The following is a 13540-nucleotide window of genomic DNA, read 5'->3' on the forward strand; positions in this document are numbered from 1 at the left end:
TTTTTGCAAAAGATTATGAAACCTAGGTCCCAGTGTTTTTGTTTAAGTTATGATAAAATACGGACGTTAGCTCCAGATGAAGTTAAAAAAAAATTAAAATTTGGCCTTTTATCTAAATATTGGAATAGTATTCAAGATACTCTTATTTCAGCTAAATATAAATCTTTTTATAAAGACATTGGACCTAGTTTATTAGATTTACAAAATATAAGATATGTAAATGGAAAAAATTTTGGTGAAGTTTGTATTATAGGAGATGTTTCCTTAAATAAGGATCGTTGGAATAAGTATAAACCACATAAATTTGTATTAAAAAATTTTTGTTATTCTTGTGGAGATTTAAAAGTTAAAAAAGTTGCTTTAAAAGCGCAAATAGTTGCTTTAAAAAAATTAATAGAAAAATATTTTCCTGATTCAAGGGGGAAGTCTTTCTCAGAGATTAAAAAAGCTGTTTTAAAAACAGAAGTAAAGAATGCTAGATTTAATTTAAGTAAGAATGTAATTTGTTTTCAATTTAGGGCTGTACTTGTTCCTGGAATGTTAAAAAAAACTTTTACTCCCTTGTCTTACAATATTACAAAATCGTCTAAAAATTCTTTTTTAAAACAATCGTTTTTTTTAGATTTAAAAAAATATAATGTCGGAGATTTTCTCCCCCAATATGGAGAATACTTAGTTATACAACAAGGTTCTGAAGGAAAAGGTATTTCAACTTTAAATGAAGCAGGAACTACTGCAACTTTTAAAGTTCCTAAAGGAGAAAATTTTGAATTAGATATATATTTTTATCACAATATTTCATTGAATTTTGGTTTCTTAAATAAAATAATCTATCCTTTTAAATTTAGATATGATAATTATGTTAATGATGTTTTTCAAATTATTTTGCAAAAAAAAGAAAATTCCCCTTTAAAAGCTATATTTCAAATGAACACTAATATAGCCAATTTGGATAGTTTTTATTTGGCTAGAAATTTCAATGAATATAAATTTGTAAAACAAAATAATAATTTTAAGATATTTAGTAATGGAAGTTATGTAGCAACATTTTTTACTTCAGGAAAAAGGTTGAAAAATATTGTAGTAAGATTAAATAGAGGAGATATTTTATATAAAATTAAATATAAAGTTTTAGTTCATAAAAAGAGGCATAAGAAATGAAAAAAATAATATTTTTTTTAATTATATTTCCCATTATTATAAATAATAATTGCTTGGCAAAAATAAAAAAAATTAGGATTGGATATTTAGAAGCAGGCCAATTTTGGGCTTATGATGGTATTTATAATGCTTTTAAGCAAAGCTTAAAAGAAAAGGGATGGGGAAATAAGATAGAATTCCCACCAAATGCACATTTTAGTCCGGGCTGGGAGCCAGAGCATGTTCCTGAATATGAACAAAGAGCAAGAGAATTAATGGAAAGAAAGGATATTGATTTTGTTATTGCTATGGGTACTGCTGCAACACAAGCTCTTTTAAAGGTAAATAATGGTAAAAAGCCTATTTTAGCCATGGGTGTTGCTGATCCACTGGCATCTGGTTTTATTAAGAGTTATCATGATTCAGGTATAGATAATTTTACAATAAGGGTTGTTCCCAATAGGTGGAAAATAATGTTTGAAATTTTTTATGATGTGGTTCATTTTAAAAAATTAGGCATTATGTATTCTGATACAAAAACTGGTAGAGTATATGCAAATTTAAAAGATGCTAGAGAAGTTGCAAAAGAAAAAGGATTTAAGTTAATTGAGTATAATAAATTAAGCACAGCAGAAGAATTATGTGAATGTGATAAAGGTCTTGATTATCTTATCTCTAAAGGTATAGATGCTTTTTTTATTTCTTCACTAGTTTGTTTTGATTGGACTAAAAGCGATGTACAAAAACTAATGAATAAACTTATTAAAAATAAAATTCCTACTTTTGCTAGAGACGGTTCATCTTATGTACAGGCAGGAGCATTGATGGGATTTTCTTCTATGGATTTTTCTGCAATGGGTGACTTTTTAGCTAATATGGCTATCCAAATTTTTAAAGGCAAAAAGCCAAGAGATGTAAATATGATAGACAGACCTTCTCCTAAAATAGCTGTTAATTTGGAAACTGCCTTAAAAATAGGTTTTGACTTTCCTGTAACGATTTTAATAGCTTCTGATGAGATCTATGATAAAATTATTTTACCATCCAATAGGAAATTTAAATAAAAAATAATATATGAAACAAAATAGGTGGATAGTTTTAATAATTATTTTTCTTTTTTTTATATTAACTTTAGGATTTAATTCTTTTTTAACAATTTCTTCATTTAGAAAAAACAATTTATCTAATTATTTTTCTTTAGCTGAAACTATTGGAAAACGAATAAAGTCTGATATTGAAACAGGTCTTATTTTTGGGAAAGAGTTAACAACTTTCTATGGTTTAAAAAAAATACTTTATAAATATTTATCAAAAGATCTATTCATATCTAATATTTATGTATGTGATAAAAATTTTCATTTAATAAAATATATCAACGAAATTAATAAAAATGAATTAGAGCTAATTAAGAAAGATAAATGCTATGAATATACTTCAAAGAAAATAATTTTTAATAATTACTATCTTTTAATTTTTCCAATTTATAAAAATAATTATATAAAAGGATACTTAATTTTAAAATTAAGTAAATGGTTGAATAAAATTTCAGAATCTATATTTTATAGTCAGATACGTATTATTCTTATTTTATCCATATTTTCTTTTATCATTTTAGTGTTGTTTTTAAATAATATTTTTAAAAGGAAAGTTTTAGGAAAAGTTGAAAATAAAGTTAATATTGGTATTTTTTTAATTATTATCTCTACTCAAATAATATATGCTTTTATTAGCACATATCAATATCAAAACAAATTATCTACTACAATAGAAAAAAAGCTTTTATTTATCCATGAAACTCTAAGTAGCGATTTTCAATTTTTATTGAATAAGGGTGTTTCTTTGTCCCATGTTAGTGGTATTTATACGTATTTAAATAATATTTTAAAAGTTAATAAAGAGGTAGGCTCTATTATTATTGATAACAATAAACAATCAATTTTTTGTGTAAATCGTGATTTAAAAAATAATGGTATATTAAAAAAAATAAGTTTTTTAAATTTTAAATTTTCTAAACCATTATTTAAAAATGGAAAAAAAATAGGTAATATTGTTTTAATAAGTAATCCATCTTTTATTTTAGAACAAATTATAGATGTTTATTTAGATGCTATTACATTATTAATTTTATGTTTTATCTTTTTAGGAGAATTAAATCATATTTTCATTCCTATTTTATGGGATAGATTAAATAAATTTAAGGATGTTAAATCTTTTAATATTAATATCCAAAGATTCTTTAGAGTTGCTGCATTTTTATTCTTTTTTGCGTATGATATGCCATTATCATTTATTCCTATCTATATGGAAAATTTCCCTGCCATTAACTCTCTATTTCCTAAAGATATCTGGTTGAGTTTACCTATCACTTTAGAAATGTTATTTGCCACTTTAACTACTTTAGTTGGGGGTTTTATTATAGATCGTTATGGTTGGAAAAAAGTATTTTATATTGGAACTATATTTAGTTCAAGTGGTTTATTTTTAGCTGCTTTATATGCTAATTTATTGGTGTATTTATTTTCACGTTCTCTTGCAGGAGCAGGATTGGGGCTTATTTTAATTTCCTTACAGTCTTTTATAGTGAATGTTTTAGATAAAGAGCGGTCATCTGGTATTGCTAATATGTTTGCAGGAGTTTTGGCTGGAAGTTTATGTGGTAATGTTGTAGGTGCTATGTTAGCCGAGCGTTCTAGTTTTAAAATTGTATTCTATGTAGCTAGTTGTTTAATTCTTTTATCTATATTATATTTATTTTTTATTTTTAAAAATTTTAAAAATAAAGAAACAAATGTTTCCTTAGTGCAACAATATACTTTATTTAATAACTGGAAGAAATATTTTTTTGATTTAAAGACAATTGGTTTGATTTTATTTATAGCTATTCCTATAACAATTACTTTAGTAGGTGTATTATACTATATAACTCCTTTGTATCTAAAAAAAATAGGTATGTCTCAAGGTAATATCGGAAGAGTTTTGATGATTTATGGACTATGTATTATTTATTTAGGACCTATTTTTTCATCTTTGATAGATAAGATGAAAAATAAATTTTTTATAGTTATATTATCAGGATTAATATCAGCTTGCTCTTTACTCCCTTTAATAGTTTTTAAAGGGGTAGGAGGAGTTATCAGTTCGGTAATATTAGTTGGTGTGGCTAATGCATGTGCGTCTGCATGTTTGATTGTATTTTTTTTAGAAATAACGTCTAATATAAAAGTAACAGAACAGCAGAAAGTTAGTTTTTTTAGAACATTGGAAAGAACTGGGCAAATTATAGGATCTTTTATTTTTGCTAATTTAATAGTATGGTTTGGGTTTTATAGAGGGTTAGAGTATTTATTTATTTTTTTGTTGTTATGTATTGTTTTTTATTTGATATTCTGTTTATATAGAAAAAAAGTATTTTATTATGAATAAAAAATTTTACATATCTATTCTTCATTTAGAGGATGTTGATAAACTTTGTAATTTGATTTATTCTAATTTTGGACAAAGTTATCCAGATAAAGAATTTTATGATAGTACTATATTAAGAAAAGTTATACAAAAAGGTTCTTTGATACCTATTGTTGTGAAATATAAGGATAAATTAGTAGGTCATTTAGCTTTAAGAAAAAGAAAATTACAAAACATATACTATGCAGGAAGTGCTGTTGTAGATCGTCAATATAGAGGTAAAGGATTATTAACAAAACTAATGAGTTTTGCTTTATCTTATTTGAAAAAAAAGGATATATGGGGATTTTATGGAGAACCTATTACTTCTAATAATTTTTCTCAAAGGGCAAGTAAATTAGTTGGAGGTAAAGAAGTAGGTGTTTTTTTGAGACGGGTACTTCCTGTTGTAAAATTTGTAGAAAGTCCTAAGAAAAAATGGGGAAATACTGTAATTTTTTTTTATCCAGCTTATTCTTTGAGCAATTGTTCTTTTCAAATTATTTCAAGTTTATATGATAATATTATTGAAGAAATTTTTTATAACCTTGAGATAAAGCATATTAAGTTTAGAAAAGAAGGTTACTTGGGAAATAAAAATAATTATACTGTGAGAATAGAAAAGAATTGGAAGATTGGAGAGCTATTAGTGGAGAATTTAACTACAATAGATGATATTTTTTGGGAAAAAAAAATAAAATTTTTAAATAATTATGCTCATAGTGCAGTATATCTCAATTTATCTCATTGTTTTTTAAATGAATGGATAAATATTTTAAAAAGTAATAAATATTTTTTTGCAGGTATTATTCCTTTATTTTTTAAAACAGGTAGTGCTTTAGTAATGCAGCGAATACAACAATTTGATTTTATTACTAAAAATTATTTTGTTACAAATTTTGGAGAAAGGTTATATTATTGGTGTATGAAAGATGGAAAAAATTTTATTACTTAGAATTATTTTTATTTAACTTATCTAATCCAATAGATATGGTTAAGATATTTTTATTATTAGAATATTGATAGTCAATTTTTTTAGAGAATTGTTTTACCAAGACAATTCCTAGTCCTCCAGGCAAAATATCTTCTATAGAGTCGTTTCCAGATATAGGCTTAGATTTATATTCTAGCGGGTTGAAGGGGATACCTTGATCCTTAAAAGTTATATAAATAGTATCTTTTGTAATTTTTAACTCTAGTTCTAGTGGGCCAGGATCGTTGTTGGGATAGGCATAATTACATATATTTAAAATTATTTCTTCTAAGATTAGATTGATATTATTTATATAATTTTTATCAATGTTTTCTTTTTCAAGAACTTTATTAATATCGTGAGTTATCTTAATTGCTTTATCATATATAGCCACAGAATGGAAAATATAGTTACTCTTATATGTTGTTTCAGATTTCTTCAATTGCATCCTCCAGAGTGTTAAAAACTGGAAATATAGCATTAAATCCAGATATCTTAAAAACATCAGATACCATTGGTTGAAGATTACAAAATAGATACTTTCCATTATTGGATTTAATTTTTTTCCCTATGGATAAAATACTTCTAAGTCCTGCTGAGCTTATATATTCTAAGTCATTCAAATCAATAATCATTTTATTATGGCCTTCTACTATAAAAGAGCGACATTTTTCTTCATATAAAGGAGCAGTAGAGGCATCTAGTCTTCCAGATACCTTTACAATAATAAATTTTTTTTTGTCTATTTTTTTTATTTCCATTAACTCCCCCTTTTATTTTTTTATTCTTATTTAGAATCTAAAAGCTTTACTCTAGTGAAATTGTATTGATTTACCATCAAAAATCTTTTAGAAAAAAAAATATCTTTTGGCAAGGATAGGATTAATGAGGGATAAAATTATTTCTTTAAAATGGAAAATTGTTTTTCCTCTAGTTATTTTGTTTGTTATAATGGCCGCGATTATAGTTTTTCTTTCATCTGATATGACTAGTAGGGCTATGTTTAATCTTAGTGAAGAACAGGCAAACAATGTTCTTTATCTTGTGAATATTAACATTAATTCTATGTATAAAAACCTTCTTTCTTCTAAAATAGAAACTATTCTTAATACAAAGAAAATTATTCGTTTTATGAATCAGGATATTTATAATTATTTATCTACAAATGGATATAAAAAGAATAGTTTTAAAAATATTGAATATGAAGTATTCAATAAATATGAAATAATTGGCGACTATAATATATTTTCTTTTATTATGAAAGATAATCACTTAGTATATTCTAGTAATAAAAAAATAGATTTTATTAAAATTAGTAATATACAAGACTTAAAGGGAAGAAAAATAATAGATATATTTCATGATATTAATACACATCGTAAAAGTGAATTTATAATATTTAAATATAATAATAGGTTTGTTGTTGGATTCATAAAGTTTTATGATTCTAAATATATTATATCTGTTTTTATAGACTGCGATGATATAATTAAAGAAATAGAAAAGCAAAAGAATATAATGATAAGTAATATTGTGCAAAATATGGCAAAAATTAATATAGCTAAAAGTGGTTATTTATATATACTAAATGATGAAGGAAATGTTATTTTCCCTTTATCTTCTATTAAATCCTATAATAATTTTAAATTTAAAATAAAGCCATTTATTTTAGCCAATATTAAAAAGAATGAAGGTGTAAATAAATTTAATTTTATCGTTAAGTCAGATAAAATTAACAAATATTATATTACATCTATTTTCTTTAAACCGTTAAAGTGGTATGTAGGGGCTGTTATTCCAATAAAAGAAATAGTTTCTCCAGGTAAAAAATTAGTTAAAATTCAGGCATTAGTTGTTTTGTTAGTATTTTTTATTAGTTTAGTTTTTATAATTATGTTTATTTCTAGAGTTACTAATCCTATAAAAAAATTGGCTGAATTTACTTCAGTAGTAGCAACACATGATTTTACTAAAGGTGAAATAGAGTTATCTGATACTTTAATTCTTAATAAAAAAAGAAAAGATGAAATAGGTTTATTAACTGAATCTTTTATTAAAATGCATAAAGAATTAGCTTCCAATATTAAAAGATTATTAACAGTTACTGCAAACCAAGAAAGATTAGAAAGTGAATTGAGGATAGCTCGGCAAATTCAGATGGGCATTTTACCCTCACCTGAACCCAAGCCCCCGCTTTTAGATTTAGACTTCCATGCTTATTTAAAACCAGCTAGAGAAGTAGGAGGAGATTTATTTCATTACTTTTTTATAGATGATGAGCGTATTTGTTTTGCGGTTGGAGATGTTTCAGATAAAGGAGTTCCTGCTGCTTTTTTTATGGCTATGACTATGACATTATTAAAAAATACAGCCATGTCTGGAGGAAGTATTGGAGAAATTGTTTCCAGAGTGAATAATGAACTTGCCCAAAATAATCCTAATAATATGTTTGTTACTTTATTTGTAGGTATTTTAAATGTTAAAACTGGATATTTAGAATATACAAATGCAGGACATAACCCAACGTTATACATACCATATAAAGGAAGAGCAGTGTTTTTAAGAGAGATTAGTGGTCCAGTTGTAGGAGCAATGGAAGGGCTTAAATATAAAACTTTTTACCTCCAACTTTATCCAAAAGATTTATTGTTCTTATATACAGATGGAGTAACAGAGGCTATGGATATTAACAAAAATTTGTATGGAGAAGATAGATTATATAATTTATTAGTTGAAAATTCTAAAGCTCTTTATTCAAATGATATTATTAATATTGTATGTAATGATTTAAAAGATTTTGTTGGCAAAGCAGAACAATCTGATGATATTACTATGATGGTATTACGCTGGGATAAAGAGACTAATTAGCTTTTTTGAATTCTAATACTCTTATGTATTTATGAAATCCATAAAAAAATGCGTTTAAAGAAAGAATAAAACCAGCTTTTCCATCTAAAAAGCCTAGTTTTAAAAAATAAATTTTCATAAATCTGGCTAGGCCATGTCCAAGGGCCTTTATTACTCCAGACGATATATTTTTTTCTGCCATGTCTTTTGCTGCTTCTTGGGTATAGTAGTTTATTTTTTCCATATGGTGGAAAAGATTTTCATAAGGATAATGTATTATATGACCTTTTAATTTTAATGTATCTCCACTTACTCGAAAACCATAATGTGGTCCCGAAGTATATAATGATGTTTTTGGGAGATAAAAAACTCTCAACAAATAATCTGGATACCATCCACAATGCTTAATAAATCTATCAAAATAAAATGATTTTCTTGGACAAAAAAAACCAGCATATTTTTTATCATTATGATGAAGGTTGTGTTTTATTTCTTCTTGTAATTCAGGAGATAAAATTTCGTCTTGATCTAATGAGATAACCCAATCTGTATGAATATGTTTAAAAGCAAATTCAAATTGTTTGGCAGGACCTTTCCATGAGTTTATAATAACTCTTGCCCCATTTTTTTGTGCAATTTCAACGGTTTTATCTTGGCTATTTGAATCTATAACTAAAATTTCTTTGCAAAAGGATAGACTTTGAATACATTGCTTTAAATATTTTTCGCCATTATAAGTTAAAATTAGTCCTGTACAATTTAGCATTTACATTCCTTTAAAATGGTTTTGACTGCTAAAATTACATCATTGATATCTTTGTCAGTTAATTTTGCAGACAAAGGTAAACTTAAGGTTTGTCTCCCTATTGTCATGGCGTTTGGATAATCTTCTGGTTTCCATCCAAATTTTTGTTGATAAAAAGGATGCTCTGGTATGCTAAGATAATGGACTCCAGATCCTATGTTGTGTTTATTAAGAGCATTTAAAAAATTATCCCTGTTAATATTAGCTTTTTTTTCGTCAATTAAAATTGTGAAAAGATGATAGGCTGGTTTTATATAATCTGGGAATGGGTTTGGAAGGGTTATTGGTAAATCAGAAAAAGCATCTAAATATATTTCCCAAATTTTTTTTCTTTTTTTCCAAAATATATTAACTCGTTTTAATTGGTGGATTCCAATAGCAGCTTGAATGTCCATCATATTATATTTATAGCCACATTCTACTACCATATAATGTTTATATCCTTCATCAGAGAACCTTCTCCATGCGTCTGCACTCATTCCATGTAAAGCTAATATTTTTATCCGCTTTGCAAGTTGGGAATGATGTGTTATAATCATTCCACCTTCACCAGTGATAATATTTTTCGTTACATAAAAACTAAAGCACCCAAAGTCGCCAAATGTTCCACAAGGTTTGTTTTTATATTCAGCTTCTATAGCATGAGCGCAATCTTCAATTACTTTAAGATTATATTTTTTAGCTAAGGATAATATTTTATCCATCTCACAAGGTCGGCCTGCAAAGTGTACAGGTAAAATAGCTTTGGTTTTAGGCGTGATTTTTTCTTCAATAAGATCTGGGTTTAGATTAAAAGTTTTTTTATCTACATCTACTAATACAGGTGTTGCTCCTGCGTGAATTATGGCATTAATAGTAGCACAGAATGTTAAAGGTGTGGTAATAACTTCATCTCCAGGTCCTATGTCAGCCGCAATTAAACTTAAATGTAAGGCTGCAGTACAAGAGTTTACTGCTATAGCATAAGGAATTTTTTTAAATTGTTTAAAATTTTTTTCAAATTGGGCTACTTTGGGCCCTGTCCCTAGCCAACATGTTCTTAGACTATGTATAACTTCTTGGATTTCCTCTTCTCCTATGTAGGGAGATCCAAAAACTAAAAAATTTTTTTTTGAGCGAATAGATGACATTTAGTTATTCCTTATTTTTTATTAATTATTGAAGGTAATTCTATTTTTAATTGCTTCTAAAATATCTTTGAATACAATTTCTGGCTCATTATTTCCATTTATAACTATAATTCTTTCTTTATGTAAGGCAGCCCAAGTGAGATAGCCTTCTCTAATTTTTGTATGAAATTCTAAACTTTCAGCCTCAAATCTACCTTCTTCTCGGGATATTTTGTCTTCTAAATTTCTAGCCAAAGCTCGCTTGAGTCCTATCTCTACAGGTAAATCTAGAAGAATAGTAAGGTCTGGATTTAGTTTATTAGTTGCAAGCTCATTTAATAAATGTAAGATATTCGGATCTATTCCTCTTCCATATCCTTGATATACTACAGTAGAATCAGTATATCTATCTGAAATTACTATAGATCCTTCTTCTAAAGCAGGTTTTATAATTTGATGTACATGTTGAGAACGGTCAGCTAAATATAAAAAAAGTTCTGTTTCTTTAGTGATGTCTTGACTTTCCATGGATAAAAGAATTTTTCTTAAAGTTATACCTAAATTGCTCCCACCAGGTTCTCTTGTGAGAAGAACTTTTTTGCCTAGGGATTCTAAATACTCTTTTAATTTTTGGGCTTGAGTGGTTTTTCCACACCCTTCTATTCCTTCAAAGGTAATAAACATTGATTTACCCTCTTTGTTGGATTATTTGTTGAATATTCTTCATTATTACTTGGGGTTTTTTTAGGAAAATAAATTGCCCTTCCTAAACTTCGATTATATTCTGACCAAAAGGATTCATCTGTATCCTCTTTAGATAGAGATTGCATAATATTTACTTTTGAATCTATGTTGTCTGCAAAATGAAGTAAAAGTGCTTCTATAGTTTTTGGTCTTTTAGGTGAACCAAATTCTAATTCACCGTGATGGGATAAAATTAAGTGTTTTAAGTGTAGAATTAGGTCATATTCGGATGTTTCAAAAGGAGCAAAAAATGGTTGAAGTTTTTCCAAACCTAAGAAAATATGTCCTAATAGTTGGCCTTCGTCTGTATAATTTCTTTCTATTGATTGAGATATTTCATATGCTTTTCCTAAATCATGGAGAGCTGCTCCTAATAAAACTATTTCTTTATCCACAAAAGAATAGATTTCACATAATTTAAGACATATTTTGCATACAGAAAGAGTATGTTCTAGTAATCCACCAATATAGGCATGGTGAATTTTTTTACCGCCAGAAGCAGTTAGAAGCAGATTTTGGATTTCTGGGTCTGAAAATATAGCTTTAGCAAGTTTTTTCCATAAAGGATATTTTAATTCTTTAAATAAAATATCTTTTAACTCTGCTAGAAGTTTTTCAGGAGGTACTTTGCTTGTAGGTAGGAAATCAGCTAAGTTTATTTCTGTTTGGGGGAGAATTTCTAAATATTCTATATTTATTTGTAGCTGTTGTTTGAAACTTTGTACTTGTCCTTTTACAAAGACAAAATCTCCATTTTTTATTTGAGAATAATTTTGACTTAAAGGACTCCATATACGAGCTGAGATTTGTCCTGTTTTATCTTGTAGAGTTAAGTTCCAAAAGGGACCGTTTTGAGCTTGTGATTTTTGAGATGAGACTACTACAAAAATATCTTCTAATTTTTCTGAATTTTTTAACTCTTGAATGAATTTTTTTTTCTCTTTCATAGTTGCGTATTTTTTAGGCCTGGATTAAACATAAAGTGTTTTTGACCTTTGTTCTTTATAATTTTTAGACGAGGTTGGCTTAAAGAGCAAGTTTTATCTTAAAAAGAGCGAGGATACAATGGTTAAAAAAAAGGGAAAAACTATTGTTACAGTTTACTCTGCTTGGTGTAAGGGATGTGGAATTTGTGTGGCTTTTTGTCCTGGTAAAGTCCTAGAGTTTGATGAGCATGGCAAAGCTTATCCTGCTCATATGGAAGAGTGTATAAACTGTGGATTTTGTGAACTTCACTGTCCTGATTTTGCCATTTCAGTTCGTCCCAAAAAGGATGAAAAATGTATAGATGAAATGGTAAAAAATAAAGATTTGAAAAAATAGGTAGGGATTTATGGCTAGAAAACCAAAGAAAAAAGAAATTTTTGCCCTTGGTAATGAAGTTGTCGTAGAAGGAGCACTACTTGCGGGATGCACTTTTTTTGCGGGTTATCCTATAACTCCTTCTACAGAGATTGCAGAAGGTATGGCAGCGCGGCTTCCTTTAATTGAGGATGGTGTTTTTGTGCAAATGGAAGATGAGATTGCTAGTCTCGGAGCAGTTATTGGTGCTTCTTTGGCAGGAAGAAAAGCAATGACAGCGACTTCAGGACCAGGATTTTCTCTTATGCAAGAGCATATTGGCTATGCTTGTATGGCAGAAGTACCTTTAGTGATTGTTAATGTTATGCGTGGAGGACCTTCTACTGGCTTACCTACTAATCCTGCGCAGGGTGATGTCCAACAAGCAAGATGGGGAACACATGGAGATCATCCTATTATTGTACTTTCTGCTTGTGATGTGCAAGATTGTTTAAATATGACTATAACGGCTTTTAATTTTGCGGAAAAATATAGGACTCCTGTAATTCTTTTGCTAGATGAAATTACTGCTCATACAAGAGAAAAAATTGTTCTACCAAGATCAGATGAGTTAACTATTTTAAACAGAACAACTCCGGCTATGCCTCCAGAGTGGTATGTTCCTTATGAAGAGACAATGCGAGGAGTACCTCCAATGCCTCCTTTGGGTTCTGGGTATCGCTATCATGTTACAGGACTAACTCATGATGAACATGGTTATCCTACTAGTAAGAAAAGCGAAGTAAACGCTTTAATGCATAGGTTGTTTAGAAAAATAGATCAGTTTTTTTATGATATTCACTTGGTTGAAACAATAGAAGTAGAAGATGCAGAAGAAGTTATTATAGCTTATGGTTGTGTAGCAAGATCTGCAAAACTAGCTGTGCAAAAGGCTAGGGAAGATGGACATAAAGTTGGTCTTCTTATTTTAAAGACTCTTTTTCCTTTTCCTAGGCCGTATGTAGAAAAATTAGCAAGACAGTGTAAGAAAATTATTGTTCCTGAAATGAATATGGGACAAATTTCAAGAGAAGTAAAAAGAGTTAATAATGGAAGAACTCAAATAATTACTTTAAATAGAGTTGATGGTCAGATAATTACGCCATTAGAAATTTTAAAAAAAGTATATAAGGGTTAATT

At 27.8% G+C, this 13540-nt stretch carries 13 protein-coding genes; 7 read left to right on the forward strand and 6 right to left on the reverse strand.

The features are described 5' to 3' along the window. Positions 1-15 precede the first annotated feature (15 nt). Genes BLP60_RS00935 through BLP60_RS00950 form a run of 4 tightly spaced genes read left to right on the forward strand, consistent with a single transcriptional unit; the run spans position 16 to position 5536 of the window. Positions 16-1161 (forward strand): hypothetical protein, encoded by a 1146-nt coding sequence (locus BLP60_RS00935; RefSeq protein ID WP_143338898.1) that lies wholly within the window; start codon positions 16-18, stop codon positions 1159-1161. Next, entirely contained in the window at positions 1158-2204 is a 1047-nt protein-coding gene (locus BLP60_RS00940) for an ABC transporter substrate binding protein (protein ID WP_092061980.1), read from the forward strand. The genes BLP60_RS00935 and BLP60_RS00940 overlap by 4 nt, the downstream gene beginning before the upstream one ends. Positions 2205-2214: 10 nt before the next feature. After that, entirely contained in the window at positions 2215-4563 is a 2349-nt protein-coding gene (locus BLP60_RS00945) for an MFS transporter (RefSeq protein ID WP_092061983.1), read from the forward strand. Next, positions 4556-5536, forward strand: coding sequence for a GNAT family N-acetyltransferase (locus BLP60_RS00950; RefSeq protein WP_092061986.1), 981 nt, complete (start codon positions 4556-4558; stop codon positions 5534-5536). Before BLP60_RS00945 ends, BLP60_RS00950 begins: the two co-directional genes overlap by 8 nt. Here BLP60_RS00950 and BLP60_RS00955 read toward each other — a convergent pair. Next, positions 5529-5996, reverse strand: coding sequence for an ATP-binding protein (locus BLP60_RS00955; RefSeq protein ID WP_159427664.1), 468 nt, complete (start codon positions 5994-5996; stop codon positions 5529-5531). The two genes, BLP60_RS00950 and BLP60_RS00955, sit on opposite strands and share 8 nt — an antisense overlap. Further along, positions 5983-6315 (reverse strand): STAS domain-containing protein, encoded by a 333-nt coding sequence (locus BLP60_RS00960; protein WP_092061992.1) that lies wholly within the window; start codon positions 6313-6315, stop codon positions 5983-5985. The genes BLP60_RS00955 and BLP60_RS00960 overlap by 14 nt, the downstream gene beginning before the upstream one ends. Before the next feature lie 124 nt (positions 6316-6439). Between BLP60_RS00960 and BLP60_RS00965 the strand changes: the two genes are divergently transcribed. Further along, positions 6440-8422 carry a SpoIIE family protein phosphatase gene (locus tag BLP60_RS00965; protein WP_092061995.1) on the forward strand — a complete coding sequence of 661 codons (1983 nt, stop codon included), beginning with the start codon at positions 6440-6442 and terminating at the stop codon, positions 8420-8422. Here BLP60_RS00965 and BLP60_RS00970 read toward each other — a convergent pair. Genes BLP60_RS00970 through BLP60_RS00985 form a run of 4 tightly spaced genes read right to left on the reverse strand, consistent with a single transcriptional unit; the run spans position 8415 to position 12006 of the window. Further along, positions 8415-9167 carry a glycosyltransferase family 2 protein gene (locus tag BLP60_RS00970; RefSeq protein ID WP_092061998.1) on the reverse strand — a complete coding sequence of 251 codons (753 nt, stop codon included), beginning with the start codon at positions 9165-9167 and terminating at the stop codon, positions 8415-8417. The genes BLP60_RS00965 and BLP60_RS00970 overlap by 8 nt on opposite strands. Next, positions 9161-10336: a DegT/DnrJ/EryC1/StrS family aminotransferase gene (locus BLP60_RS00975; protein WP_092062001.1), complete on the reverse strand. Its 1176-nt coding sequence runs from the start codon at positions 10334-10336 to the stop codon at positions 9161-9163. Before BLP60_RS00975 ends, BLP60_RS00970 begins: the two co-directional genes overlap by 7 nt. A gap of 21 nt (positions 10337-10357) precedes the next feature. Further along, complete coding sequence (tmk, locus tag BLP60_RS00980; protein WP_092062004.1) at positions 10358-10999, reverse strand: dTMP kinase; 642 nt, start codon at positions 10997-10999, stop codon at positions 10358-10360. Then, positions 10975-12006 (reverse strand): 3'-5' exoribonuclease YhaM family protein, encoded by a 1032-nt coding sequence (locus BLP60_RS00985; RefSeq protein ID WP_092062007.1) that lies wholly within the window; start codon positions 12004-12006, stop codon positions 10975-10977. The genes tmk and BLP60_RS00985 overlap by 25 nt, the downstream gene beginning before the upstream one ends. Positions 12007-12124: 118 nt before the next feature. Between BLP60_RS00985 and BLP60_RS00990 the strand changes: the two genes are divergently transcribed. Beyond that, positions 12125-12382: a 4Fe-4S dicluster domain-containing protein gene (locus tag BLP60_RS00990; RefSeq protein WP_092062010.1), complete on the forward strand. Its 258-nt coding sequence runs from the start codon at positions 12125-12127 to the stop codon at positions 12380-12382. A 10-nt stretch (positions 12383-12392) separates the two neighbouring features. Continuing rightward, a complete protein-coding gene (locus BLP60_RS00995) occupies positions 12393-13538 on the forward strand; it encodes a 2-oxoacid:acceptor oxidoreductase subunit alpha (protein ID WP_092062013.1) in 1146 nt (381 codons plus the stop codon). The last annotated feature ends 2 nt before the right edge of the window (positions 13539-13540 follow it).

The sequence above is a fragment of the Desulfonauticus submarinus genome, assembly GCF_900104045.1.
Lineage (GTDB): Bacteria > Desulfobacterota > Desulfovibrionia > Desulfovibrionales > Desulfonatronovibrionaceae > Desulfonauticus > Desulfonauticus submarinus.